The sequence below is a fragment of the Halomonas sp. 11-S5 genome, assembly GCF_029889825.1.
Taxonomy (GTDB): Bacteria; Pseudomonadota; Gammaproteobacteria; order Pseudomonadales; family Halomonadaceae; genus Halomonas.
In genome coordinates this window covers 1-24,426 of record NZ_JARANW010000005.1, presented here as the reverse complement: position 1 = coordinate 24,426, position 24,426 = coordinate 1, and the positions used below count along the sequence as shown (strand labels likewise).

23 protein-coding genes are annotated in these 24,426 nt (G+C 68.7%); 9 read left to right on the top strand and 14 right to left on the bottom strand.

Features of this window, described 5'->3' with window-relative positions; translation table 11 throughout:
* Positions 1–14 precede the first annotated feature (14 nt).
* Both nuoM and nuoN read left to right on the top strand, forming a co-directional pair.
* Positions 15–1,559, top strand: coding sequence for an NADH-quinone oxidoreductase subunit M (gene nuoM / locus OP497_RS05530; RefSeq protein ID WP_280547081.1), 1,545 nt, complete (start codon positions 15–17; stop codon positions 1,557–1,559).
* Positions 1,556–3,019 carry an NADH-quinone oxidoreductase subunit NuoN gene (gene nuoN, locus OP497_RS05525; protein ID WP_280547080.1) on the top strand — a complete coding sequence of 488 codons (1,464 nt, stop codon included), beginning with the start codon at positions 1,556–1,558 and terminating at the stop codon, positions 3,017–3,019. The genes nuoM and nuoN overlap by 4 nt, the downstream gene beginning before the upstream one ends.
* Positions 3,020–3,083: 64 nt before the next feature.
* Here the strand turns inward: nuoN and OP497_RS05520 are convergent, their stop codons facing one another.
* From OP497_RS05520 to OP497_RS05495, 6 genes are all read right to left on the bottom strand, one after another.
* On the bottom strand, positions 3,084–4,193 hold the full coding sequence (locus tag OP497_RS05520; RefSeq protein WP_280547079.1) for a TRAP transporter substrate-binding protein: 1,110 nt from the start codon (positions 4,191–4,193) through the stop codon (positions 3,084–3,086).
* A 175-nt stretch (positions 4,194–4,368) separates the two neighbouring features.
* Positions 4,369–5,772, bottom strand: coding sequence for a TRAP transporter large permease subunit (locus OP497_RS05515; RefSeq protein WP_280547077.1), 1,404 nt, complete (start codon positions 5,770–5,772; stop codon positions 4,369–4,371).
* Positions 5,772–6,332: a TRAP transporter small permease subunit gene (locus OP497_RS05510; protein ID WP_280547074.1), complete on the bottom strand. Its 561-nt coding sequence runs from the start codon at positions 6,330–6,332 to the stop codon at positions 5,772–5,774. Before OP497_RS05510 ends, OP497_RS05515 begins: the two co-directional genes overlap by 1 nt.
* Positions 6,333–6,448: 116 nt before the next feature.
* A complete protein-coding gene (locus OP497_RS05505; RefSeq protein WP_280547073.1) occupies positions 6,449–7,282 on the bottom strand; it encodes an endonuclease/exonuclease/phosphatase family protein in 834 nt (277 codons plus the stop codon).
* 1 nt (position 7,283) lies between these two features.
* Positions 7,284–7,916, bottom strand: coding sequence for a thiol:disulfide interchange protein DsbA/DsbL (locus OP497_RS05500; RefSeq protein WP_280547072.1), 633 nt, complete (start codon positions 7,914–7,916; stop codon positions 7,284–7,286).
* A gap of 147 nt (positions 7,917–8,063) precedes the next feature.
* Positions 8,064–8,684, bottom strand: a complete 621-nt coding sequence (locus OP497_RS05495) for a c-type cytochrome (RefSeq protein WP_280547070.1) — start codon at positions 8,682–8,684, stop codon at positions 8,064–8,066.
* 243 nt (positions 8,685–8,927) lie between these two features.
* Between OP497_RS05495 and yihA the strand changes: the two genes are divergently transcribed.
* Entirely contained in the window at positions 8,928–9,569 is a 642-nt protein-coding gene (gene yihA, locus OP497_RS05490; protein WP_280547068.1) for a ribosome biogenesis GTP-binding protein YihA/YsxC, read from the top strand.
* A gap of 12 nt (positions 9,570–9,581) precedes the next feature.
* Here the strand turns inward: yihA and OP497_RS05485 are convergent, their stop codons facing one another.
* From OP497_RS05485 to argH, 7 genes are all read right to left on the bottom strand, one after another.
* Positions 9,582–10,325, bottom strand: a complete 744-nt coding sequence (locus tag OP497_RS05485) for an HAD family hydrolase (protein ID WP_280547066.1) — start codon at positions 10,323–10,325, stop codon at positions 9,582–9,584.
* Positions 10,322–11,239 carry a tyrosine recombinase XerC gene (locus OP497_RS05480; RefSeq protein ID WP_280547065.1) on the bottom strand — a complete coding sequence of 306 codons (918 nt, stop codon included), beginning with the start codon at positions 11,237–11,239 and terminating at the stop codon, positions 10,322–10,324. Before OP497_RS05480 ends, OP497_RS05485 begins: the two co-directional genes overlap by 4 nt.
* Positions 11,236–11,952: a DUF484 family protein gene (locus OP497_RS05475; RefSeq protein WP_280547063.1), complete on the bottom strand. Its 717-nt coding sequence runs from the start codon at positions 11,950–11,952 to the stop codon at positions 11,236–11,238. Before OP497_RS05475 ends, OP497_RS05480 begins: the two co-directional genes overlap by 4 nt.
* 29 nt (positions 11,953–11,981) lie before the next feature.
* Positions 11,982–12,815, bottom strand: coding sequence for a diaminopimelate epimerase (dapF, locus tag OP497_RS05470; RefSeq protein WP_280547062.1), 834 nt, complete (start codon positions 12,813–12,815; stop codon positions 11,982–11,984).
* Positions 12,815–14,095, bottom strand: a complete 1,281-nt coding sequence (gene lysA, locus OP497_RS05465; protein ID WP_280547061.1) for a diaminopimelate decarboxylase — start codon at positions 14,093–14,095, stop codon at positions 12,815–12,817. The genes dapF and lysA overlap by 1 nt, the downstream gene beginning before the upstream one ends.
* A gap of 148 nt (positions 14,096–14,243) precedes the next feature.
* Positions 14,244–14,438 carry a lipoprotein gene (locus OP497_RS05460; RefSeq protein ID WP_280547060.1) on the bottom strand — a complete coding sequence of 65 codons (195 nt, stop codon included), beginning with the start codon at positions 14,436–14,438 and terminating at the stop codon, positions 14,244–14,246.
* Entirely contained in the window at positions 14,438–15,856 is a 1,419-nt protein-coding gene (gene argH, locus OP497_RS05455) for an argininosuccinate lyase (protein ID WP_280547059.1), read from the bottom strand. Before argH ends, OP497_RS05460 begins: the two co-directional genes overlap by 1 nt.
* Before the next feature lie 262 nt (positions 15,857–16,118).
* On the opposite strand from argH, the gene hemC reads away from it, so the two are divergent.
* From hemC to OP497_RS05435, 4 genes are read left to right on the top strand one after another with little or no spacing between them, the layout of a single operon-like run.
* Positions 16,119–17,060, top strand: a complete 942-nt coding sequence (gene hemC / locus OP497_RS05450) for a hydroxymethylbilane synthase (RefSeq protein WP_280547058.1) — start codon at positions 16,119–16,121, stop codon at positions 17,058–17,060.
* The gene (locus OP497_RS05445; protein WP_280547057.1) at positions 17,060–17,854 is read left to right on the top strand and encodes a uroporphyrinogen-III synthase; all 795 of its coding nucleotides are present in this window, start codon (positions 17,060–17,062) and stop codon (positions 17,852–17,854) included. Before hemC ends, OP497_RS05445 begins: the two co-directional genes overlap by 1 nt.
* 6 nt (positions 17,855–17,860) lie before the next feature.
* Positions 17,861–19,429 carry a uroporphyrinogen-III C-methyltransferase gene (locus OP497_RS05440; protein WP_280547055.1) on the top strand — a complete coding sequence of 523 codons (1,569 nt, stop codon included), beginning with the start codon at positions 17,861–17,863 and terminating at the stop codon, positions 19,427–19,429.
* Positions 19,426–20,697: a heme biosynthesis HemY N-terminal domain-containing protein gene (locus OP497_RS05435; RefSeq protein WP_280547053.1), complete on the top strand. Its 1,272-nt coding sequence runs from the start codon at positions 19,426–19,428 to the stop codon at positions 20,695–20,697. Before OP497_RS05440 ends, OP497_RS05435 begins: the two co-directional genes overlap by 4 nt.
* 181 nt (positions 20,698–20,878) lie before the next feature.
* Here OP497_RS05435 and ybiO read toward each other — a convergent pair whose 3' ends face one another.
* Positions 20,879–23,209 (bottom strand): mechanosensitive channel protein, encoded by a 2,331-nt coding sequence (gene ybiO, locus OP497_RS05430; protein WP_280547052.1) that lies wholly within the window; start codon positions 23,207–23,209, stop codon positions 20,879–20,881.
* A gap of 294 nt (positions 23,210–23,503) precedes the next feature.
* Here ybiO and OP497_RS05425 point away from each other — a divergent pair, with 294 nt between their 5' ends.
* Together OP497_RS05425 and OP497_RS05420 are read left to right on the top strand one after the other, a co-directional pair.
* Positions 23,504–23,893, top strand: a complete 390-nt coding sequence (locus tag OP497_RS05425; RefSeq protein ID WP_280547051.1) for a CrcB family protein — start codon at positions 23,504–23,506, stop codon at positions 23,891–23,893.
* Positions 23,890–24,282, top strand: a complete 393-nt coding sequence (locus tag OP497_RS05420) for a CrcB family protein (RefSeq protein WP_280547049.1) — start codon at positions 23,890–23,892, stop codon at positions 24,280–24,282. The genes OP497_RS05425 and OP497_RS05420 overlap by 4 nt, the downstream gene beginning before the upstream one ends.
* The last annotated feature ends 144 nt before the right edge of the window (positions 24,283–24,426 follow it).

Below are 24,426 nucleotides of genomic sequence, written 5' to 3'. Positions count from 1 at the left end.
GGAAGGCACCATCTATGACGCTGTTCTGGCTGATCCTGATCCCCTTCATCGGGGGCCTGCTGTGCTGGCAGGCAGAACGCTTCGGTGACCTGCTGCCGCGCTGGATCGCGCTGGCGACGATGCTGATCGAATTGGCGATCACCCTGGGGCTATGGTTCCACGGCGACTATCACCTGGCCAATGCCGGGATGGCCAGCGATTCAGTGCGCTGGTCGATGGAGTGGCGGGTGGCCTGGATTCCGCGCTTCGGCATCGAGGTACACCTGGCGCTCGACGGCCTGTCGCTGGTGCTGATCGCGCTGACCGGCTTCCTGGGCGTGCTGGCGGTGCTCTGCTCGTGGCACGAGATCGTGCGCCGTGTGGGCTTCTTCCATCTCAACCTGCTGTGGATCCTCGGTGGGGTGGTCGGGGTGTTCCTGGCCATCGACCTTTTCCTGTTCTTCTTCTTCTGGGAAATGATGCTGGTGCCGATGTACTTCCTGATCGCGCTGTGGGGGCACAGCGGCTCGGAAGGACGTACCCGCATCCGCGCGGCGACCAAGTTCTTCATCTACACCCAGGCCAGCGGACTTGTGATGCTGGTGTCGATCCTCGGCCTGGTATTCGCGCACCATGCCAACACCGGCGAATACTCCTTTGCCTATGCCACGCTGATGCAGACGCCACTCTCCGAATCCACGGCGATGTGGCTGATGCTGGGCTTCTTCGTGGCCTTCGCCGTCAAGCTGCCGGTGGTGCCGGTGCATGGCTGGCTGCCCGATGCCCATGCCCAGGCCCCCACCGCCGGCAGCGTCGATCTGGCGGGTATCCTGCTCAAGACCGCGGCCTATGGCATGCTGCGCTTCGCCCTGCCGCTGTTTCCCGAAGCCTCCCAGGCGTTCGCCCCGGTGGCCATGACCCTGGGCGTGATCGGGATCTTCTATGGCGCACTGCTGGCCTGCGGCCAGCAGGACATCAAGCGGCTGATCGCCTATACCAGCATCGCCCACATGGGCTTCGTGCTGATCGGCATCTACGCCGGCACCCCGCTGGCCCTGCAGGGCGTCGTACTGATGATGGTCGCCCATGCCTTCTCGGCGGCGGGGTTGTTCATTCTCAGCGGGCAGCTCTACGAGCGCCTGCACACCCGTGACATGCGCGAGATGGGTGGCCTCTGGGGGCGCCTGGGCAGCCTGCCGGGCTTCTCGCTGTGCTTCGTCGCCGCTTCGCTGGGCATGCCGGGGACCGCCAACTTCCTGGGCGAATTCCTGATCCTGTTCGGCAGCTTTCCGGTGGCCCCCTGGGTGGTGGTGATCGCCAGCGTCGGCCTGGTTCTGGCGGCGATCTATTCCCTGTTGCTGATGCAGCGGGTGTACTTCGGCCCCCCGCAGGGAGAGGGGATGTTGGCCGACCTCGACCACCGTGAATACGTGATGTTGCTGACGCTGCTGGTGTTAGTGTTGCTGTTCGGGCTCTATCCCCAGCCCCTGCTGGATACCACCGCGGCAGCCATGGGTGAGGTACAGCGCCTGTTCGGTGCCGTGCCTCAGTCGACCACTCTGCTGACGGGAATGCCATGACGTTGACCGCGACGCACCTGCTGGCCCTGGCACCACCGATCCTGGTCTGCATCACGGCCATCGTGGTGATGCTGGCGATCGCCTGGCGACGCCATCACACGGGTATCGCCATCGTCACCGTGGTGGGCCTCAACCTGGCGCTGCTGTCGCTGATCGGCGTGTGGCGCATGGCGCCGCTGGCGGCGCCGATGCTGGCCATCGACGGTCTGGCGATCTTCGCTGCGGTGCTGATCCTGGTGGCGGCGTTGGCCTGCGCGACCCTGGCGCATGCCTATCTGGCACAGCACAGCGGTCCTCGGGAAGAGTTCTATCTGCTGCTGCTGTGCGCCACGGCCGGTGGCTTGGTGCTGTCGGCCAGTACCCACCTGGCGACGCTGTTCTTCGGCCTGGAGCTATTGTCGATCCCCCTCTATGGCATGCTGGCCTATGTCTACGGCGAGCGCCGCTCCCTCGAGGCGGGGGTCAAGTATCTGGTGCTGTCGGCCACGGCGACCACTTTCCTGCTGTTCGGCATGGCACTGCTGTACGCCGAGACCGGTCATCTTGATGTCGCCGGGCTGGCGGCGCGACTCGGTGGCGAGCTCGGTGCCTGGGGGCTGGCCGGGGCTGCCCTGATGATGATGGGTCTGGCCTTCAAGCTCTCGGTCGTGCCGTTTCACATGTGGACCCCAGACGTCTACCAGGGTGGGCCTGGTCCGGCGGCCACCTTCCTGGCCACGGCCAGCAAGGTGGCCGTATTCGTGGTGCTGCTGCGCCTGGTGATAACGGCCCCGGCCTTCCAGGATGGCTGGTTGCACAACGTGCTGGCGGTGCTGGCGATTCTCACCATGCTGGTCGGCAATCTGCTGGCGCTGACCCAGTCGAACCTCAAGCGCCTGCTGGGCTATTCGTCGATCGCCCACTTCGGCTACCTGCTCACCGCGCTGGTGATCGGCGATGGCCTGTCGGTCGAGGCCTCCGCTGTCTACCTGGTGACCTACCTGCTTGCCACCCTGGGTGCCTTCGGGGTAGTCACGCTGCTCTCCAGCCCCTATGTCACCGGCACCCAGGGCGGCGAGGACACGGCAGCGCTGCACCACTATCGCGGGCTGTTCTGGCGGCGTCCCTACCTGACCGCGGTGCTGACGATCACCCTGCTGTCACTGGCGGGGATTCCCTTCACCGCCGGCTTCATCGGCAAGTTCTATATCATCGCCCTGGGCGTCGAGGCCGAGCGCTGGTGGCTGGTTGCCGCCGTGATCCTGGGCAGTGCCATCGGGCTTTTCTACTACCTGCGGGTGATGGTCACGCTGTTCCTCGCCGAGGCGGGCATGCAGCGGCGTGATGCGCCCGAGAACTGGGCGATCCAGGCCGGTGGCGTGGTGGTGCTGGGGGCGGCCGCCCTGGTGGTGGTGCTGGGGATCTATCCGGCCCCGATGATCGACTGGATGCACCATATCGAGGTGCTGGTCGGCGGTTGAGGAAACCGCCGGGCCCCCCGTGGGGGATGCGCTACCGGGCCAGGGCCCGGTAGCGCTCAGGCGATCATTCGCTGGTGGAGTCGCCTTCCGGGTTGCGGGCGTTGTAGTAGGCCTGCTCGGAGATGGCGTGATAGTCCACCACCTTGTTCTGGAAGGCCTGGTAGGAGTCGTAGATCTTCCGGGCCATGTCGCTTGACTCGGCGAGCTCGGCAACCACGTCGGCGGAGTGCTTCTTGGCTTGGGCCAGGACGTCGTCCGGCAGGCGGCGCAGTTCCACGTCGTGCTCGTTGACCAGGGTTTCCAGGGCGTCGTTGTTGCGGGCGGTGTACTCATCCAGCACATCGGCATTGATGTCGCGCACCGCGGTGCGCAGGATCGCCTGCAGGTCGGCGGGCAGCGAGGCATAGGCCTCTTCGTTGATGATCGCCTCGAACATCACGGTCGGCTCGTGCCAGCCTGGGTAGTAGTAATAGTCGGCGGCCTGGTGCAGGCCGAAGGCCAGGTCGTTGTAGGGGCCGATCCACTCGGTGGCGTCGATGGCGCCGGACTGCAGTGACGTGAAGATCTCGCCGCCCGGCATGTTGACGATGGCCACGCCCATGCGGTCCATCACCTCGCCGCCCAGGCCCGGCATGCGCATCTTCAGGCCGTTCAGGTCGTCGACGGAGTTGATCTCCTTGTTGTACCAGCCGCCCATCTGCACGCCGGAGGCGCCAGCGACCAGCACGTCGACGCCGAAGTCGTCGTAGAGCTCATTCCAGAGCTCCATACCGCCACCGTAGTGCAACCAGGCGTTCATCTCCTGGGCATTCATGCCGAAGGGCACGGCGGCGAAGAACTGGGCGGCCGGCGCCTTGCCCTTCCAGTAGTAGGAGGCGGAATGGCCCAGCTCCGCGGTGCCCTCGGAGACGGCGTCGAACACCTCGAAGCCCGGCACCAGCTGGCCGGCGCCGAAGACCTCGATGGTCAGGCGCCCGTCGGACATCTCCTCGACGAGTGTCGACAGGCGCTCGGGCCCCTGGCCGACGCCCGGAAAGTTCTTCGGCCAGGAGGTGACCATCTTCCACTCGAAGGTTTCCTGGGCCTGCGCCGTGTTGCCGACGCTGGAGACCAGCATCAGGCCGGAGACGGCACCGCTCATGGCTACGGCGACGGCGAGTGATCTGAGTTTCATGTGCTTTCCCTCTGGGTATTGTGGGTCTTGTCGTTGAAAGCCCTCGCGAGGGCTGGCGTGTGTCCGGCGGCCACGGGGGCCAGCCGGGTGGCACCGCAGGCGGTGCCGGAAAACGGCCTGTCCTGGCGTCGCCGGTCCGCGCGGGCCGGGAACCCTTGCGTGTCCCCTCGGCCGGTTAGAACTGCCCCGGCAGCCAGGTGGCGAGCCCCGGGAAGAAGGCCAGAGCCAGCAGCATGCACAGCTGCAGCCCGATGAACGGGATCACCCCCTTGTAGATCGCCGAGGTGGGCACTGACTCCGGGGCCACACCGCGCAAGTAGAAGAGCGCGAAGCCGAAGGGCGGCGTCAGGAAGGAGGTCTGCAGGTTGATGGCGATCATGATGCCCAGCCAGATGGGGTCGAGCCCCATCGCCAGCAGGATCGGCCCGACGATGGGTACCACCACGAAGGTGATCTCGATGAAGTCGAGGATGAAGCCGAGCAGGAAGATCACCAGCATCACGACCAGGGTGGCGCCCACCACGCCGCCGGGCATGTTGTTGAAGACCTCGTGGATCAGCTCCTCGCCGCCATAGGCGCGGAACACCAGCGAGAAGAGCGCGGCACCGATCAGGATCATGAACACCATGGTGGTGACATGGGTCGTCGAGCGCAGCACCTCCCTGAGGGTGGCGAGGTCCAGGCGCCGATAGGCCAGCGACAGGACAAGGGCGCCGAAGGCACCGACGCCCGCTGCCTCGGTGGGCGTGGCGAAGCCGCCGAGAATCGAGCCCAGCACGGCCACTATCAGCACGATGGGCGGCACCAGCCCCTTGAGCACCAAGAGCCCCAGGCCCCCTTCATGACCCAGCTCGGCCATCAGTTCCTTGCGGTCAGCAGGCGGGGCGGAAGCTGGCCTGAGCCAGGCGACCACGGAGACATAGGCGATGTAGAGCACCACCAGGATCAGCCCTGGCACCAGGGCACCCATGAACAGATCGCCCACCGAGACCGTCTTGGGGCTGAAGATGCCCATCGAGAGCTGGGCCTGCTGGTAGGCGGAGGAGAGCACGTCACCGAGCAGCACCAGGGCGATGGAGGGCGGGATGATCTGTCCCAGGGTGCCGGTGGCGCAGATGGTGCCGGTGGCCAGCGGCATGCTGTAGCCGCGCTTGAGCATGGTTGGCAGCGACATCAAGCCCATGGTCACCACGGTGGCGCCGACGATGCCGGTAGAGGCCGCCAGCAGCATCCCCACCAGGGTCACCGAGATGCCCAGGCCGCCGCGCAGCGAGCCGAACAGCAGCGCCATGGCATCGAGCAGGTTCTCGGCGACCTTGGACTTCTCCAGCAGCACCCCCATCAGCACGAACAGCGGCACCGCCAGCAGGGTCTGGTTGGTCATGATGCCGTAGAGACGATTGGGGAAGGCGCCCAGGTAGCCAGCGTCGAAGTTGGCATCGATCCCCAGGGCCTCGAAGCCCAGCCCCAGGCCCGCGAAGGCCAGCGCGGTGCCGGCCAGCGACAGGGCGACGGGATAACCGGCCATCAGCACCATGCAGATGACGACGAACAGCACCAGCGGCATGAACTCCAGCATCACAGGCGCTCCTCGGCGTGGTCGTGGTCATGGGCGGGGGGATCCATGCGTCCGGTGAGGACCAGGAAGTGGCGGGTGGCTTCCACCAGGCCCTGCAGAAGCATCAGGCCGGCGAACAGCGGAATCAGGGTCTTGAGCAGGAAGACGCCGGGGATGCCGCCGGAATCGGGCGAGCCCTCGAGAATGCTCCATGACCGGCCGACGTAGCTCAGGCTCGTGAGGATCACGAAGGCCATCACCGGCAGCAGCAGGAAGAGGGTGCCGCAGAGATCGACCAGCGCCTTGCGCCTCGGCGTCATGGCGCGGTAGAAGATATCCACTCGCACATGGCCGTCATGTTTGAGGGTCCAGGCCGCGGCCAGCATGAACACCGTGGCATGCATGTACATCACCGACTCTTGCATGGGGATGCTGTTGAAGCTGAAGGCGTAGCGCAGCACCACGATCAGGAACTGGATCAGCATCATCGCCAGGACAAGCCAGGAGAGGCTCCTGCCGAGCCATTCCGAGGCACGGTCGAGCCAGGCAATGACGCCTGGCAGCTCGCGGGATTGGGCCATGGGTGTGGGTCTCGCTGTTCGGTCTTCGCGTCTGGTGGGGCATCATGGTCGCACATCGGCGGGCCGGCAGCAGCCACTCGAACCAACGTTGCCTATACGGTAGTGCGCGGTGACCGTCAGCGTCGCCGCCGGGCGGCGCCGTGGGTGGCGGCCCGGCAGGTTTCCAGGCAGGCCTCGGGCAGCCGGATATCCACGGCGATGGGCAGGTGGTCCGAGAAGAGGTGGTCGAGCACTCGCACCTCGTCGGCCTGGAGGGACTTCGAGAGCAGGATGTGGTCCAGGGCCCGGCGGGGCTGCCAGGAAGGATAGCTGAGCGGCGGGCGTACCGGATGCAGCGGCAGCGAGGCACAGAAGCGCGCGTGGCCGTGGAGCTGGTCGGGGGTGCAGTTGAGGTCCCCCATCACCACCACATGGCGCAGCGGCTGGATGATCTCGCTGAGGTAGTCGAGCTGGCGCACCCGGCCGCGGTGGCTCAGCGCCAGGTGGGCGACGAACAGGTGCAGGGCATCGGGACCCTCGCCGTAGCGGGCATGGATGGCGCCGCGGCCGGGCAGGGTGCCGGGCAGGCGATACTCCTCGATGCGGGCCGGGGGCAGTCGCGACAGCAGCCCGTTGCTGTGTTGGGCGATGCGGCCCAGGTTGCGGTTGAGCTGCTGGAAATGGTGGGGAAAGCCGGCATGGCTGGCCAGGTACGCCACCTGGTTGACCTGGCTGGAGCGGAAGCTCCCACCGTCGGCCTCCTGGAGGCCGACGATGTCGAAGCGACCGAGCACCTCGCCGATCATGTCCAGACGCCGCAGCCGGTTCGGGTGCGGTAGCAGGTGCTGCCAGCTGCGCGTCAGGTAGTGGTGGTAGGCCGAGGTCTGTATGCCCACCTGCAGGTTGAAGGTGAGCAGCTTCAGGTGGCCACCCTCGAGCAGCGGCGTCCTTGCCTCGGCCAGATGGGACATCTCAGTCAGCACGCTCCTCGCGGACCCGCTCGACCAGGGCACCGGCCACCTGCGGCATGTTGTCGAGGCTACCGGCCGAGCTCGGCGTGACCAGGTAGCGGCCATCGACGATCAGTGCTGGCACGCCCATCAGCTGCATCTGGCGCATGCGGGCATGGGCCTGGTTCACCTTGCCCTTGACGCCGAAGGAGCCCAGCGCCTCGCGGGCCTCCTTCTCGCTGACGCCATAGTCGCTGAAGAAGGCGGAGATGGCCTCGGGCTCGGTCAGGCTGCGCCCCTCCTCGTGGATGGCGTGGAAGAAGTCGTCATGCAGGGCGTCGAGGATCCCCAGTTGCTGGGCCGCATAGAAGGCGAACGCATGCGTGTTCCAGTCGCCGCCCATGGTGGCTGGCATGCGCTGGAAGGCGACATCCTCGGGCTGCTCGGCGACCCAGGCGTTGAGCGGGTCCTCCAGGTTGTAGCAGTGGGGACAGCCGTACCAGAAGGCCTCGGTCACCTCGATGCGCTGGTCCTCGACCTGGGTCTCCACCGGGTTGTCGAGCACCTCGTAGTGCTCGCCCTCGACGAGGGACTGGGCGGTGGCCAGGCCCGGCAGGGCGAGGCCGGCGAGGACGAGCATCAGGGGCTTGAGCATGGGGTTCTCCTTGAAAGAATCGTGATCCAGTGCCGATGGAGGGCACATCGCTGGCTTTGAGTCTCGCCCGCGGCTGGGGTTCCCCGCAGACACCGAGGGCGGCCAAAGGCCGCCCTCGGCGTGCCAGCGCGGTGCGCCGGGTCAGCCTCAGTGCAGGCCGAGCACGTAGTTGGCTACGGCTTCCATGTCGCGATCGCTCAGCTTGGAGGCGATGTCGCCCATCATGTTGGCCGGGTCGTTGTTGCGCGCGCCGGAGGCGAAGGCCTTCAGGTTGGCTACCACGTAGTCGTGCTTCTGGCCGGAGAGCGCCGGGTAGACGGCGCTGCCGATGCCCCCGCCGGTGGGTGTGTGGCAGGCGGCGCAGGCGGGGACGCCCTTGGCCATGTCGCCGGCACGGTACAGTTCACGGCCACGTTCGATCAGCGCCTCGTCGGCGTCGGCCTGGCCCAGGGCGGGGTCCATGTCGGAGAAGTAGACCGCCACGTCCCAGGCGTCCTGGTCGGAGAAGTTGTCCACCTGGCCGGCCATCTGGGGCACCATGCGGTTGCCGTCACGGATGTCCATGATCTGCTTGGCCAGGTAGGAGGCCTGCTGACCGGCCAGGTTGGGGAAGATGCCGGACGGGCTGATGCCCTGCTGCCCGTGGCAGGCGGCGCAGGCCTGCGCCTTGTTCTTGCCCGCCGCGGCATCGGCATCCGCTTGAAGGTCTGCATGGGCCATGCCGACGGCGCCCATGGTGATTGCCAGGCTTGCCAGTAGCTTTCTCATCGCTGTTCCACTATCCCGTTACGTTGTTGGCCGGTACGTACCCCGGGTGCCGCCCGATCCTCGAGGCCGGGTGCCCTCTGGCCGGTCGTCGCCGACGCCCTGTGGTCGGTCGCTGACGGCCGGAGCACGGTGGTATACTGGTGCGCCCCGGGTCGCAGACAAAGACACTGCATTATAACGGAACACCCGAGCCGCGGGAATGCAAGCCGTGGCGCCCTTGATCAACGTCAGGATTTTCCCGCCATGTCGCGACTCAACACTCGCCTCAACTCTCGCTTCAATTATCAGGCCTCCCGTTTCCTCACCAGCGCCCCGACCCTGGCCAAGTGCCCGCCGGACGAGGGGGCCGAGGTGGCCTTCGCCGGCCGTTCCAATGCCGGAAAGTCCAGCGCCATCAATGCCCTGACGCGGCAGAAGGCGCTGGCCCGTACCTCCAAGACGCCAGGGCGTACCCAGCTGATCAACTTCTTCGTGCTGGGCGAGGACGCCGGCCACCGGCTGGTCGACCTGCCGGGCTACGGCTATGCCAAGGTGCCCGAGCAGGTCAAGCTGGAGTGGCAGCGCCATCTCTCCGACTACCTGCGGCGCCGCGGCTCGCTGCGCGGGCTGGTGCTGGTGATGGACGTGCGCCACCCGCTGACGGAGTTCGACCAGACCCTGCTCGGCTGGGCCGACGAGGCCGGCATGCCCGTTCATATCCTGCTGACCAAGGCCGACAAGCTGAAGAGCGGCGCGGCGAAGGCGGCACTGCAGCAGGTGCGCACGCGGCTGCGTGAGTGGGAGGACCTGGTCAGCATCCAGCTCTTCTCCGCCCTCAAGAAGCAGGGCATCGAGGAGGTGCACGAACGCCTCGATGGTTGGCTGCTCGATCCCGAGCAGGGCTGACCCCGGAGGGCCCTAGCCCTTACGCTCCAGGCGGTCGATCAACGCCGGCAGCTCTCGCACGTGGCCAAGGCGGTACACCCCCGTGGGGAGCTCGCCGGCATGGGGCGTGTCGGCGGCGATCCAGGCCGCGCGCATGCCCAGGCGCAGGGCCGGCAGCACGTCTTCCTGCCAGGAATCCCCCACGTGCAGCGCCCGGGAGGGCGGCGTGGCGAGCCGCGCCAGGGCGGCGAGGAAGGGGCGGGCGTCCGGCTTGGGCGCCTGGATCTCGCCGGCGGCGATGGCTACCCGGAAATGCCGGTGCAGCGCCAGGCGGTGCAGCGCCAGGTTGCCGTTGGTGATGGCCCCCAGCCGGTAGCGGCTGCCGAGCCCCTCGAGCAGCGGCTCCACCTCGGGATGGGGCGAGACCGCGAGGCGCAGTTCGTGGAAGCGCGCCAGGGTCGCGGCGGCCCACAGCCAGGCGGCGCTGCGCGGCAGCCCGAAGGCCTCCAGCAGCTCGACGAGGGCGCGTTCGCGCAGCCAGCTGAAGTCACCGCGACGCAGCGGGTGTCGCTCGGCGAGGCGTCGGCGGCTGGCCTGGTAGGCCGCCAGGGGGAAACGCTCGGCGAAGCGGCCGAGGTGCGTCTCGCCGCGGTTGGCCAGCCAGTCGCTCAGGGCCTCGTCGAGCCAGGCGTAGTGGCCGGCCTCGGTGCGCGCCATCACGCCGCGGTTGTCCCACAGGGTGTCATCCAGATCGAAGGTGATCGCCCGCAGGGTCATGACGGCTTTCCGCCATCGTCGGAGCGGCGTCGTGCCCGGGGGTGGGCCGCGTCGTAGCTCGCCGCCAGGTGCTGCCAGTCGAGCCGGGTGTAGACCTGGGTGGTGGCGAGGTCCGCATGGCCCAGCAGCTCCTGCACGGCCCGCAGGTCCTGGCTCGACTCTAGCAGGTGGCTGGCGAAGGAGTGGCGCAGCCGGTGCGGATGGAGGTGCTCGGCTAGGCCCCTGGCCCTGGCCAGCTCGGCCAGCCGCTTCTGGATGGCGCGATGGCCCAGCCGGGCGCCGCGCACTCCGACGAACAGCGCCGGCGTGTCGCGGTCGGCCAGCTGGACGCGCACCGCCCGCCAGGCGTCCAGGGCCTGGCGCGCCCGGCGCCCCACCGGCACCTGGCGGGGCTTGCCGCCCTTGCCCAGCACCCGCACCCGCTGCGGCTGGAGGTCGCCGAGGTCCAGCGCCGCCAGCTCGGCCAGGCGCAGGCCGCTCGAATAGAAGAGTTCCAGCATCGCCTGGTCGCGCCGGGCCAGGGGCGAGCCATCGTGGGGGGTGTCGAGGAAGCGGGCCAGCTGGTCCACGTCCAGGGGTCGCGGCAGGTGCCGGGGTTGGCGCGGCGTGCGCACCAGGGGCACCGGGTTGTGGCGTAGCCGGCCGGCCTGCACCAGATGGCGGGCGAAGCCCGAGATGGCCGCTCGCCGCCGGGCCAGGCTGCGCGGGGCCTGCCCCCGCATGCGCTCGCTGCCCAGGAAGCGGCGCAGCAGGGCGGCATCCAGCGCTGACCAGTCGTCGATGGCCTCGGCCTCGAGGAAGGCCACCAGGGCCGCCAGGTCACGCCGGTAGGCGTCCACCGTGGCCGGACTGGCAGTGCGGGCCAGCCCGGCCAGGAAGACCTCGACCTCGGCGCCCAGCGCACGACCGGTCACGGCGAGGCCGGGGCCAGGCGCACCAGCAGCCGCGCCACCACCTCGGCCACGTACTCGGTGAACAGGGTATCCATGCTGGCGCGGAAGTGGTCCGGGTCGGGACTCGCCAGCACCAGGTAGCCCAGCGGCTCGCCCAGGGTCAGCCGCGACAGGGCGCAGGAGCCGGCCTTGTCGGGCGCCGGCACATGGGGCAGCAGGCGCTTCCAGTCGGTCGGCGTCAGTCGCGTGCAGCGGCTGGGGCGGCCGTCGAGCAGGGCGGCCAGGCGCTGGCCGGCATGGTCGTCGAGGACCTGGCGCGGGGCCTGAGGCGGCCGCGGCTCGGCATCGGTCAGGCTGGCCGGACACCACAGCGCCAGCGCCGGGGTATGGAAGCGCTCGGCGAGCTGGGTGGCCAGCGCCTGGCCCAGAGCGTCGTTGTCCTCGGCCTCGAGCAGCGCCAGCACCAGCTCGCGGGTGCGGCGATACTGGCCCTCGTTGTGGCGGGCCGACTCCAACAGCTGCTCCAGGCGCCATTCGGCCTGCTCGGCGCGGGAGCGCAGGTCGTGGACCAGCCGCTCGAGCAGCGAGGTGGCGCCACGGGCCTCGGGATGCGGGACCTTGAGCTGCTGCAGTAGGCCCTCGCGACCGACGAAGAAGTCCGGGTGACAGGCCAGCCACTGGGCCACCCGATCGGGGTCGAGGGTCTTGCGCGGGTCGGGGGCGGCTCGGGTCATGGGAGCTTCTCCTTTGGTGGCGGGGCGACTCAGTTCAGGACGACGCGGCCGTCGAAGACGCGCTCGGCGGGACCGGTCATGATCAGGGGGGCGTCGCCGCCGGCCCACTCGATGCGCAGGTCGCCGCCGCGCAGGTGGACGGTGACCGGGCTTTCCAGCAGCCCTCGGCGGATGCCGCTGGCCACCGCGGCGCAGGCGCCGGTACCGCAGGCCAGGGTCTCGCCGCTGCCGCGTTCATACACCCGCAGGCGGATCTCGTGGGACGTCACCACCTGCATGAAGCCCACGTTGACCCGCCGCGGGAAGCGCGGATGGGCCTCGAGGGCCGGCCCCAGGCGCTCGACGGGGGCCGTGTCGACGTCGTCGACGCGCAGCACCACATGCGGGTTGCCCATCGACACCACGCCCACCTCGAGGCGCTCGCCGTCCACTTCCAGCGGGTGGAGCAGGCGGTCCTCGGCGGCCTCGAAGGGCAGTGCCTCGGGGGCGAAGCGCGGTGTTCCCATGTCGACGCGGACCCGGCCGTCGTCCTCGACCACCAGGGTCAGCGGACCGCCGGCGGTCTCGACATGGATCTCGTGCTTGTGGGTCAGGCGCTGGTCGCGCACGAAGCGGGCGAAGCAGCGGGCGCCGTTGCCGCAGTTCTCTACCTCGCTGCCGTCGGCGTTGTAGATCCGGTAGCGGAAGTCCATCTCCGCGTCCCGCGGCGGCTCGACGACCAGCAGCTGGTCGAAGCCGATGCCGAAGCGGCGGTCGGCCAGCTGGCGGATCTGGTCGTCGGCCAGGCGGGCCCGCTGGGTGACCAGATCGACCACCATGAAGTCGTTGCCCAGCCCCTGCATCTTGGTGAAGTGCAGCAGCATCAGCGCGCCTCCCCCTCGTCGTCGGGCAGCAGCGACTCGCCCGCCCACAGCGCTTCCAGGCGCTCGCGGCGGCGCACCAGGTGGGCGCGGTCGCCGTCGACCATCACCTCGGCGGGGCGCGGACGGCTGTTGTAGTTCGAGGCCATCGCGAAGCCGTAGGCGCCGGCGGAGCGCACCGCCAGCAGGTCGCCGGCGGCGATGGCGAGCGCGCGCTCCTTGCCCAGGAAGTCGCCGGTCTCGCAGACCGGGCCGACCACGTCATAGGTCGCGGTGTCGCGCGGCTTGCGGGTATCCACCGCCAGGATCGCCTGCCACGCCTGGTAGAGGGCGGGGCGGATCAGGTCGTTCATGCCGGCATCGACGATGGCGAAGTTCCGGGTCTCGCCGGGCTTGAGGTACTCGACCCGGGTCAGCAGCACCCCGGCATTGGCGGCGATGGAACGGCCCGGCTCGAAGAGCAGGGTCAGACGCTCGCTGCCCGGCCACTTCGACAGCCGCTCGAGCAGGGCGGTGGCATAGTCGAAGGGCGCCGGCGGGCGTTCGTCGCGGTAGGGCACGCCGAGGCCGCCGCCCAGGTCCAGGTGTTGCACCTCGATGCCGCGCTCGCGCAGGCGTTCGAGCAGCGCCAGCAGCCGGTCGAGGGCGTCGAGGAAGGGCGAGAGCTCGGTGAGCTGGGAGCCGATATGACAGTCCAGGCCGGTGACGCGCACGTTGGGGAGCGCGGCGGCCAGCTCGTAGACGGCCAGCGCCTCGTCCACCGGGATGCCGAACTTGTTGTCCTTGAGCCCGGTGGAGATGTAAGGGTGGGTGCCGGCGTCCACGTCCGGGTTGACCCGCAGCGACACCGGGGCGACCTTGCCGAGCCGCCCGGCCACGGCGTCGAGGCGCTCGAGTTCCGGGCGCGACTCGACGTTGAAGCACTTGATGCCTACCTCCAGCGCCCGGGCCATCTCGGCCTGCTGCTTGGCCACGCCGGAGAAGACAACCCTGGTCGGGTCGCCGCCGGCGGCCAGCACCCGTTCCAGCTCGCCCACGGAGACGATGTCGAAGCCGGCGCCGAGCCTCGCCAGCAGCCCCAGCACCGCCAGGTTGCTGTTGGCCTTCACCGCATAGCAGATCAGGTGGGGGTGGCTGCCCAACGCCTCGGTGTAGGCGCGGAAATGGCGTGCCAGGGTGGCCCGGGAGTAGACGTAGCAGGGGGTGCCGACCTCGTCGGCGATGCGGGTCAGCGGCACGTCCTCGCCGTAGAGAACGCCGTCGCGGTATTCGAAATGGTCCATGCTAGCTCTCGCTTCGGAGAAACGTTGATTTATTGCTGCGCTCGATATCCTGGCCGCCGGCGGTGCGCGCAATCCTCATTGAGCAGCCAGTCAACTCCGGTTGCTGTGCTCCGGCGGCGATCAGCCTATCTTTCGCTCGCGACATAAATCAGCGCTTCTCTTGGGAATCGGTGTCGTCGTCCTGCCGGGCCGCGTCCTCGTCCGACGCCTCCTGCTGGCCGGCAGGGTCGTAGCGCTCGGCGGCCGCCTCGTCGCCGGGCAGGTAGAGCGGGCCCTTCTGGCCGCAGCCGGCCAGGGCCAGTCCCATGGCTATTCCCAGGGTCAGGGGGGCGAGGCGACGCATCAGGCCTGGCCCGTCAGGGTCGCCAGGGCGTCACGGGCCCGCTGGGCCGCGGCGCGCACCTGGTCCGGGGCGGTGCCGCCGATATGGTTGCGGGCGGCCACCGAGCCCTCCAGGGTCAGCACCTCGAAGACGTCTGCCTCGATGGTGTCGGAGAACTGGCGCAGCTCCTCGAGGGACATCTCGGAGAGGTCCTTGTGCTTCTTGAGGCCGAAGGCCACCGACTGGCCGACGATCTCGTGGGCATCGCGGAAGGCCACGCCCTTGCGCACCAGGTAGTCGGCGAGGTCGGTGGCGGTCGAGAAGCCGCGACGGGCGGCCTCGGCCATGCGGGCCTTGTTGGGTTCGATGGCCGGCACCATGTCGGCGAAGGCGCGCAGGCAGCCCTTGACGGTATCCAGGCTGTCGAACAGCGGCTCCTTGTCCTCCTGGTTGTCCTTGTTGTAGGCCAGGGGCTGGGATTTCATCAGCGTCAGCAGGCCGATGAGGTGGCCGTAGACGCGGCCCGTCTTGCCGCGCACCAGTTCCGGCACGTCCGGGTTCTTCTTCTGCGGCATGATCGAGGAGCCGGTGCAGAAGCGGTCGGGCAGGTCGATGAAGTCGAACTGGGCGCTGGTCCACAGCACCAGCTCCTCGCTCATGCGCGACAAGTGCATCAGCAGGATGCTGGCGAAGGCCGTGAACTCGATGGCGAAGTCGCGATCGCTCACCGCATCGAGGCTGTTCTCGGCAGGGCGCTCGAAGCCCAGCAGCTCGGCGGTGACGTGACGGTCGATGGGGTAGGTGGTGCCGGCCAGCGCCGCGGCACCGAGCGGCATCACGTTGACCCGCCGGCGGCAGTCGAGCAGGCGCTCGTGGTCGCGGGCGAGCATTTCCTGCCAGGCCAGCAGGTGGTGGCCGAAGGTCACCGGCTGGGCGGTCTGCAGGTGCGTGAAGCCGGGCATGATGGTGTCGGCTTCGCGGTCGGCCAGGGTGATCAGCCCCTCGCGCAGGCGGGCCAGCTCGGCGCCGACCACGTCGATCTCGTCGCGCAGGAAGAGGCGGATGTCGGTGGCCACCTGGTCGTTGCGCGAGCGGCCGGTATGCAATTTCTTGCCGGTGATGCCGATCTTGTCGGTGAGCCGCGCCTCGATGTTCATATGCACGTCCTCGAGGGCCACGGACCACTCGAAGGCGCCAGACTCGATCTCGCCGCGGACCTCGCCGAGCCCCGCGATGATGGCGTCGCGCTCCTCGTCGGTCAGCACCCCGACCCGCGCCAGCATGGTGGCATGGGCGATCGAGCCCTGGATGTCGTGAAGGGCGAGGCGCTGGTCGAAGTCGACCGAGGCGGTGAAGCGTTCGACGAAGGCGTCGGTGGGCTCGCTGAAACGGCCGCCCCAGGACTGGTTGGTGCCGGGGTTGGGTGAACTCGGGCTCATCGGGCTGGGCATCCTGCTAGATGATTGCGGTGGGTGACGGCCGGCGGGCCGGCCGCAGTGCCGCCGGGGCGGCGCTGCCTTGACATGGCGGAAAGTGTACCAGAGTCCGTGAGGCTGGCGAGGGACGGCAGCGCAAGGTCGCCGCGGGACGACGCGATTTTTCCTGCCCCGCGCGGTGCTTTATGATGAGGGATATCCATGACATCACCGGGCGCCGGCACAACGTGCGCCAACGGCAGGCAACCCGGTACGGGAGAACCACGTGCAAGCCATCAATACCCTGCGTATCGCCACCCGCAAGAGTCAACTGGCCATGTGGCAGGCCGAGCATGTCCGCGACCGACTGATGGCTGCCCATCCCGGCCTGAAGGTGGAGCTGGTGGCCATGTCCACCCGCGGCGACAAGATCCTCGACACGCCGTTGGCCAAGGTCGGCGGCAAGGGGCTGTTCGTCAAGGAGCTGGAGGAGGCGATGCTCGACGGCCGCGCCGACATCGCCGTGCACTCCATGAAGGATGTGCCCATGCACTTTCCCGAGAGCCTGGGGCTCTCGGTGATCCTCGAGGGCGCCGAGCCCACCGACGCCTTCGTCTCCAACCACTACGCCTCCCTGGATGCGCTGCCCGAGGGCGCGCGCATTGGCACCTCGAGCCTGCGGCGCGGCCTGCAGATGCGCGAGGCGCGCCCCGATCTCGAGGTCCTGAGCCTGCGTGGCAACGTCCAGACCCGGCTAGGCAAGCTCGACGACGGCGAGTTCGACGCCATCCTGCTGGCCACCTCCGGCCTCCGGCGGCTGGGACTCGACGATCGCATCACCATGGAGCTGCCCCCCGAGGTCTGCCTGCCGGCCTGCGGCCAGGGGGCGCTGGGTATCGAGTGTCGCCTGCACGACCCCGAACTGCTGGCGCTGCTCACCCCCCTGGACGACGCGACCACCGCGACCCGGGTGCGCGCCGAGCGTGCCATGAACACTCGCCTGGAGGGGGGCTGCCAGGTGCCCATCGGTGGTCATGCGGTGTTCGAGGATGACGGCCAGACCCTGTGGCTGCGTGCCCTGGTGGGCAATCCGGAGGGTACCCGGGTGCTGCGTGCCGAGGGGCGCGGCTCCCTGCATGAGCCGGAGGCCCTGGGCATTCGCGTCGCCGAGGAGCTGCTCGACCAGGGCGCCGGCGAGATCCTCGCCGAGGTCTACGGCGCCGTCTGATGGCAGACCTGCCGGTACTGATCTCCCGCCCGGGCGAACGGGCCGGTCCGCTGGCTGCAGCCATCGAGGCCCGAGGCCTTGCCGTCAATCGCCTGGACGTCATGCACCTCGAGGCGTTGCCGGACGCCCCGGCGACGCGGACTGCCTGGCTGGACATCGACCACTTCCATAAGGTGGTGGTGGTGAGCCCCTTCGCGGCCGAGTGCCTGGTCGAAGCGCTGGAACGCTACTGGCCGCAGCTGCCGGTGGGCATCGACTACTATGCCGTGGGGGCCTCCACCGCCGCCCTGCTGCATCGGCGTCTGGGGGTGCGGGTCCATGTGCCGTCGCCGTCGGCCGGCGAGGACACCAGCGAGGCGCTGCTGCGGCTCGCCTCGCTGCAGGCCCTCGAGGAGCGGCGCGTGCTGCTGGTCGCCGGCGAAGGGGGGCGCCCCCTGATCGCCGAGACCCTGGCGGCACGCGGCGCCCGGGTGACCCGGCTGGCGGTCTATCGCCGCCGCCTCCTCGACCCCGATCTCGCCATGCAGGCGCGCTTGGCGAATGGCGATTATCGTGCGCTGGTGGTCAGCAGCGGAGAAATCCTCGAACATCTGGCAAGATGGTGCACAGACGCCGCCTTGAACCAACCGCTAATCGTTTCCAGCGCCCGGTTGGCTACACTGGCCGGCAGGCTGGGGTTTCGTTTCCCCGTCGTGGCGTCGGGTGCCACGCCTGCCGCCCTGGCGGTCGCGGTCGCCAGGAGCAGCGCCCCGGAGGAGGCCGATGTCGATCATGATGATCTCGAAAAGGGCTAGCGACAGATGAGCAAGCAACCACACGATCAGGATGAACAGCAGGCGCCCTCCGGCGCGGAACCGGCGAACTCGGGGGGCGAGGCCGACAAGCCGTCGGCTTCCGGCAGGCGCCGTTCACGGCGCTATGACAAGGCCGGCGGCAAGCAGGCCGCTGGCGCGTCGCAGGGCAAGCCGGATGCCACCGAGGCGCCCGCCGCGGCCCGCGAGTCCGGCGCCGGGAAGGCGCCTTCCGCCGCGGCCGAGTCGTCCGCCAGTCCGGCAAAGGCCGACAAGCCGGCCTCCGGCGGCGACAAGCCCGCGGCGGAAAAACCCACCGCCCAGCAGCCTGGCGCGGAGAAGCCGAGCGCAGAAGAGAAGCCCAGCGCGAGCCAGGCATCCAGCGCCAAGCCTGCTTCCCCGAAGAGTGGGTCCGACAAGCCCGCCAGTGCCGACAAGTCGGCCAGTGGCAACAAGGCCGGCAGTACCGGCAAGCCCGCCGGCAACGGTGGTGCCGGCGGCGGCAGGCCCGCGAGCGCGGCGGCTGACGGCGGCGGCGGCAAGGGCGGCGGCAAGGCCGGAATCCTGGCCCTGGTGCTGGTGATCCTGCTGGCCATCGGGGTGGGTCTGTTGGGCTGGCAGGGTTGGCAGCGGCTGGAGGCCCAGCAGCAGCGCCTTGCCGCGCTGCCCGACGACGTGGCCAGCCAGTCACAGATCGGCGAGCTGCAGGGGCGTCTCGAGAGCGCCGAGAGCGAGCGTAACGCGACGCTGGACTCGGCCCTCTCCGATCTGCGCAGCGAATTTGCCGACTACCGCAGCAGCGTCGACGAGACCTTGGACAAGGTGCTCGACGAGCTCTCCCGTGAGCAGAGCACCGACGAGCGCGACTGGCTGCACGCCGAAGCGGCTTATCTGCTGCGCCTGGCCAACCAGCGCCTGCAGCTGGAGCGCGATGTCGAGGGTGCCGCGGCCCTGTTGCGCACCGCCGACGCGCGGCTGCGCGAGGCCGACAACCCGGCCCTGACGCCGGTGCGCCGCGAGATCGCCTCCGAGCTTGCCGCGCTGGATTCGGTGCCGCAGGTCGACCGTACCGGGCTCTACCTGGCGCTCAACGCCCAGCAGGAGCAGCTCGCCGGCCAGCCACTGGCCCAGGATGTCGAGGAAGTCACCGCCGGTGCCACCCTCGAGGAGGCCCCCTCGGGCGGCTGGCGGGAGCAGCTGGCGCGTTTCGGTGGCGAGCTCAAGGACCTGGTCACCGTGCGCAAGCATGACCAGGCCCTCGAGGCGCTGATCTCGCCGGAGCAGGAGTCCTACCTGCGCCAGAGCGTGCGCCTGGTGCTCGAGCAATCCCAGCTGGCGCTGCTCAAGGAGGAGCAGGCGCTCTATGAGGCCAGCCTCGACAAGGCCCTGACGCTGATCCGCGGCTACTACGATACCGACGCCGGCGGCGTCCAGGCGGTGATCGAGCGTCTCGAGGCTCTCAAGCAGCGCAGCATTCACCCGGAGCTTCCCGATATCAGTGGCTCCCAGCAGGCGCTGGCGGCCTTCATCGAGCGGCGCTTCGAGAGTCGTGACGACGGCCAGGGAGATGACGCATGAGAAAGCTGATCCTGATCGTGGTCCTGGGCCTGGCGCTCGGGGCGCTGTTCGGCCAGCTGATGATGTCGGTACCGGGCTACTGGCTGGTGCGGGTGGGCGACACCTCCCTCCAGACCTCCTTCTGGTTCGGCCTGGTGCTCCTGCTGGCCGCCTTCATCGTGCTGCACTTCGGCCTGCGCCTGCTGATGCGCCTGACGCGGCCGGTGAGTCGCTTCAAGGTGTGGAACAGCCGTGCCCGTAACCGCAACGCCATGAAGCGCACCGTGCGCGGCCTGGTGGCGCTGGCCGAGGGGCGCTGGAAGAAGGCCGAGAAGTCACTGGTCAAGGCGGCCGACGACTCCAGTACGCCGCTGGTCAACTACCTCTCGGCGGCCCTGGCGGCCCACTATCAGGGGCGCTACGAGCAGGCCGACACCCTGCTCAAGCGGGCGCACCTGAGCACCGAGGGGGCCGACACCGCGGTGGGCATGATGCAGGCCCAGCTGATGCTGGACCGCCAGCAGTACGAGGAGGCGCTGGCGATCCTCACCCGCCTGGACCGCCATCTGCCGAACCACCCCCAAGTGCTCAAGCAGCTCAAGCAGGCCTACCTCAGCGTCAGCGACTGGGATGGCCTGCGCCACCTGATGCCCCGTCTGGGGGCCCAGCAGCTGGTCTCCCGCGAGGAGCGCGAGCAGCTCGAGCAGCGCGCCTACCGCGAGCTGATCGGCCAGGAGGCGCGCAATCCCGGTGACATCGAGCGGGTCCGCAACCTCTGGGCCGACATGCCGGACCACCTGCGCACCAACACCGACCTGATCGTGCTCTATGCCGAGGCGCTGGTGCGGGGCCACGAGGAGGGCATCGCCGAGCGGCTGCTGCGCCACTCGCTCAAGGAGCACTGGGACAGCCGCCTGGTGTTGCGTTATGGCCTGCTCGACGTGGATGCTCGCCGGCAACTGGTGCTCGCCGAGAAGTGGCTGCAGGAGCGGCCCAACGACCCGGATCTGCTGCTGACCCTGGGGCGCCTGTCGCTGCGCAACGCCTACTGGGGCAAGGCCCAGGAGTACTTCGAGGCGAGCCAGCGCCAGCGGCCCAGCGGGGTGGCCTGTGCCGAGCTGGCCCGGCTCTATGCCAACCTCGGCGAGCACCAGAAGAGCCAGCTCTTTTACCGCCAGAGCGTCGAACTGCTCGACAAGTCGCTGCCTTCCTTGCCTCAGCCGAGCGAGGAGCCGCACGAGGAGCCGCACGAGGAGCCGCACGAGGAGAAGCAGAGCAAGACGGCCTGAGCGCTCCGCCGCCGGGCCGGCCAGTGATCCACTTTCAAGGGGCGCCAGATGGCGCCCCTTGTATTGCCTGGTCATCCGCGATTGCCAGTTGCGGTGGGTGGCCGCCACCCTTCCCCAAACGCCAGCGGGGCTGCCTATCGGCAGCCCCGCTGTTCGCACGCGTGGCAGTATCGCCAGGGCGTCAGGAACTTTCGACGTCACTCCCGCCAGGGTTGCGATGGTCGGGGTCGGCGATCTCCTGGATGCCGTGCTTGGGGTCATCATCCTGATGGGGCGCGGCCCCCTTGCGCTGCCGTGCCGTGGACTCCAGCACCCGCACATTGGCGGCCGGTGAACGTCCCGCCTTGTCCTCGCCGAAGTAGAGCGTGGTGTGCGGGAAGGGAATCTCTATGCCGGCCTCGTCGAAGCGCAGCTTGACCAGGCGATTGTAGGCACGGCCCACGGCCCACTGGTCACCCGGCGTGGTCTTGATGACCACCCGGATGTTCACCGAGCTGTCGGCCAGCGCCACGACGCCGGCCACGGTGAGCGGTTCCAGCAGCTTGTGGCCGTGCTCATCGCTGGCCTGGAGGTCCTCGAAGGCCCGCTTGAGCTGTTCGATGGCCTCGTCGATGCTCTCGCGGTAGGCGATGCCGTACTCGCCCACATGGTTGCCGAACTCGCGCATGTAGTTGGAGACGGTATCCACGCTGGAGAAGGGCACGATGTGGTAAGTGCCGGAGAGATCACGGATGCCCACCGAGCGGATGCTGAGTTTCTCGGCGGTGCCGGTGACGCCCCCCACCGTGACCACGTCGCCGGTATTCATGGCGTTCTCCACCTGAATGAAGATGCCGGTGATGATGTCCTGCACCAGCTTCTGGGAGCCGAAGCCGATGGCCAGGCCCAGCACGCCGGCACCGGCGATCAGCGGGCCGATGTTGATGCCGATCTCGGCCAGCACGATCATCGCGGTCATGGTGATCAGGGCGATGGCCAGGGCGTTACGGAACAGTGCCAGCAGGGTCTGGGCGCGGGCCGAGGGCACGCCGCCGCCGGTCTCCGGATTGAGCTTGTGCTCGATCAGGCTGGCCAGGCCCAGCCAGACGGCCACGGCGATCACCAGGATCGCCGCCACGCTGATTACCATGCCGACCAGGCCGCGGCCCGCCTCTGAGGCGTACCAGGCCGCCAGGTCGAAGGCGCCCCAGGCGTTCAGCACCACCAGGATCACCGCAATCAGGATCAGGGTGCGGATGACCCGCAGGGCATTGGGCACATAGCTGTTGAGCCGTGGCTCGAGCAGCGGCAGCTTGCGGCGCAGGTCGTCGCTCAGCCGGATGCGCCGGCCGATGGTCTGGGTCAGGAAGCTGGAGGCCAGCATGCCCACCAGCACGGTCGCCAGGGTCTTGAGGGTGGCGATGAGCACGAAGGGCAGGGCATCCGCGGGGCGGGTCAGGGTGAGCACCAGCACCATCACGAAGTAGGCCAGGGCGAACAGGTGCCAGGTGCGGGCGAACAGCTGCAGCGAGACCCGGCTGGCCGCCATGGTGGCGTTATTGGCCTTGTGGTTGAGGGCGTCGCGGAGGCGAACCCGGTTGCGCAGCACCACGGCGACCGCATAGATGAAGGCACCGACCATGATCAGGGTACCGATGCTCTGGCCCAGGGTCGGCGACAGGTAGACGTTGACCAGCGGCACCACCACCATCAGGCCATAGCCCACTAGCCCGATCAGACGGGCAATCCAGCCATTCCAGTAGGCGGCATCCTCGGCTCCCACCGGCAGCAGGCGCAGCCCCTCGTAGCGTGACGAGAAGAGCATGCGCACGGCCGCCTTGAGTAGCTCGATCACCAGGAAGGCGTTGAGGAACAGCGAGGCACGGGTGGAGAGTTCGCCGGTCTCGCCTACCGCGAAGGTGGCGACCAGGTTGCCACCCACGTAGGCCAGGGCCACCACCGCCACGTCGATCACGGCCGCCAGGGCTACGCAGAGCACCAGGCGCAGCACCGGGGTCAGACCCTGGCCGTTGAGCGACCACCGGCTGATGCGCGTGAACAGTGGCCGGGCCAGCCGGCGGATGGCCACGAACAGCACGAAGGTAGCCAGTATCACCAGCCCGAGGTTGATGGCGGCGCTGGTGAAGGCGGCCGTGTCGAAGCTGCTGGTTGCATCGGCACTGCCGGTGAACAGCCCGCCGAGCACTTCCACCAGGCTGGTGAACTGGCTACCGACATCACCGACGATGCGACTGGTGGCTTCGGCCAGCTGCCTGGGCAGCGAGGGCTCGGAGACGGCGGTGATCGACTCGGCAGCCGCCGATTCGGAGGCGGCGACGTTACCGGCCATGCCGCGCAGCTGGTCGATCAGCTGCTGACGTGACTGCTCGTTCTCGAGCAGGTCGGCCAGGGTGGAGTAGGCCGGTGGCTCGCTGCCGGCATCGGCCTGCTGGGCCTGGGCCGGGGTGGCGAGTGCCACCAAGGCAATCAGCAGCCAGGCGAGGATGGCAGGGATGGCTCGCATTGGGTTCACGCGGTGACCTCCGTCTCTTGGCGTATTGACGATGTGGTGTCAGGGTTACGATCGTTTATCAGCATGATACGGACTTTGACCCGGGGTCACGACCCGCGCTGTCATCGCATTTTCATGTACATTAATTGTACATCATGGTAATATTGTGCGAATATTGTGTCCAGCAGCGACTCGAGGGTCCCTGCCCCCTGCAAGGCAAGCATGCGATACTCTTGGCCATCCTCATCGGGTGGCCTTTTTTTGGCGCTTCGTCGCCATCGTCCTGGGGCCTTTCCCGCAACGCCTGGAGAGTGGATGAGCATCGACCCGCTGGTGCTGCTGGCCGTGGCCGGTGGCGGGGGGTTGGGCGGCATGGCGCGCCTGGCGGTGAGCAATGTCGTGACCCGTTACCTGGGGGCCGCCTTGCCCTGGGGGACCCTGGTGGTCAACCTGAGTGGCGCCCTGCTGATGGGCATGCTGGCCGGGGGGCTGGGCCTGCCCGGCCCCGTGGCGGGGCCGGCCTGGTCGCTGCTGGCCATCGGCCTGCTGGGGGGCTACACCACCGTCTCCTCCTTCAGCCTGCAGACCCTGACGCTCTGGCAGCAACGGCGCATGGCCGCGGCCCTGGGCTACGTCGCCCTGACCCTGGGAACGGGGTTCGCGGCCCTGCTGGCCGGGACCTGGCTGGCGGGGGGCCTGCCTTGATCGCCTGGCGTGCCTATGGCGCCATAGGGCTGGGCAGCGCCCTGGGCGCCACGCTGCGCTACTTGGCCGCGCTGGCGCTGGTGGGGCCGGCCTTCCCCTGGGCCACCCTGGCGGTGAACGGCCTCGGTTCCTGGCTGATTGCCGGTTTCGCCGCCTATGCCGCCCGCCGCACTCGCGGCCGGGTCGCGCGCTGGCAACCCTTCCTCGTCGGCGGTTTCTGTGGCGGCTTCACCACCTTCTCGCTGTTTGGCCTGGAGACACTGGACCTGATGCAGCAGGGCCGCCAAGTGGCGGCCCTGAGCTATGTGGCGGTCAGTCTCGTGGTATGGCTGGGCGGCGCCTGGGCGGGACATCACGCCGGGCAGCGGCTGGCGCTCGCCCGGCAGTGAGGGGCCTCAGCCCTTGGTCTTGCCCTTCTTGTTGCCCTTGGCAGCCGATTCGCCGCCGCGGGGGAAGTGATCGCGCACCAGCGCCAGCAGGCCCTGGGTGGAGGCATCGAAGTCCTGGCTGTGGGCATCGATGCGCTCGCTGAT

Excerpts from the sequence above, each read along its gene's own strand:
- nuoM (WP_280547081.1), top strand. The coding sequence starts at position 15 with ATGACGCTGTTCTGGCTGATCCTGATCCCCTTCATCGGGGGCCTGCTG.
- nuoN (WP_280547080.1), top strand. The coding sequence starts at position 1,556 with ATGACGTTGACCGCGACGCACCTGCTGGCCCTGGCACCACCGATCCTG.
- OP497_RS05520 (WP_280547079.1), bottom strand. The coding sequence starts at position 4,193 with ATGAAACTCAGATCACTCGCCGTCGCCGTAGCCATGAGCGGTGCCGTC.
- OP497_RS05515 (WP_280547077.1), bottom strand. The coding sequence starts at position 5,772 with ATGCTGGAGTTCATGCCGCTGGTGCTGTTCGTCGTCATCTGCATGGTG.
- OP497_RS05510 (WP_280547074.1), bottom strand. The coding sequence starts at position 6,332 with ATGGCCCAATCCCGCGAGCTGCCAGGCGTCATTGCCTGGCTCGACCGT.
- OP497_RS05505 (WP_280547073.1), bottom strand. The coding sequence starts at position 7,282 with ATGTCCCATCTGGCCGAGGCAAGGACGCCGCTGCTCGAGGGTGGCCAC.
- OP497_RS05500 (WP_280547072.1), bottom strand. The coding sequence starts at position 7,916 with ATGCTCAAGCCCCTGATGCTCGTCCTCGCCGGCCTCGCCCTGCCGGGC.
- OP497_RS05495 (WP_280547070.1), bottom strand. The coding sequence starts at position 8,684 with ATGAGAAAGCTACTGGCAAGCCTGGCAATCACCATGGGCGCCGTCGGC.
- yihA (WP_280547068.1), top strand. The coding sequence starts at position 8,928 with ATGTCGCGACTCAACACTCGCCTCAACTCTCGCTTCAATTATCAGGCC.
- OP497_RS05485 (WP_280547066.1), bottom strand. The coding sequence starts at position 10,325 with ATGACCCTGCGGGCGATCACCTTCGATCTGGATGACACCCTGTGGGAC.
- OP497_RS05475 (WP_280547063.1), bottom strand. The coding sequence starts at position 11,952 with ATGACCCGAGCCGCCCCCGACCCGCGCAAGACCCTCGACCCCGATCGG.
- dapF (WP_280547062.1), bottom strand. The coding sequence starts at position 12,815 with ATGCTGCTGCACTTCACCAAGATGCAGGGGCTGGGCAACGACTTCATG.
- lysA (WP_280547061.1), bottom strand. The coding sequence starts at position 14,095 with ATGGACCATTTCGAATACCGCGACGGCGTTCTCTACGGCGAGGACGTG.
- OP497_RS05460 (WP_280547060.1), bottom strand. The coding sequence starts at position 14,438 with ATGCGTCGCCTCGCCCCCCTGACCCTGGGAATAGCCATGGGACTGGCC.
- argH (WP_280547059.1), bottom strand. The coding sequence starts at position 15,856 with ATGAGCCCGAGTTCACCCAACCCCGGCACCAACCAGTCCTGGGGCGGC.
- OP497_RS05445 (WP_280547057.1), top strand. The coding sequence starts at position 17,060 with ATGGCAGACCTGCCGGTACTGATCTCCCGCCCGGGCGAACGGGCCGGT.
- OP497_RS05440 (WP_280547055.1), top strand. The coding sequence starts at position 17,861 with ATGAGCAAGCAACCACACGATCAGGATGAACAGCAGGCGCCCTCCGGC.
- OP497_RS05435 (WP_280547053.1), top strand. The coding sequence starts at position 19,426 with ATGAGAAAGCTGATCCTGATCGTGGTCCTGGGCCTGGCGCTCGGGGCG.
- OP497_RS05425 (WP_280547051.1), top strand. The coding sequence starts at position 23,504 with ATGAGCATCGACCCGCTGGTGCTGCTGGCCGTGGCCGGTGGCGGGGGG.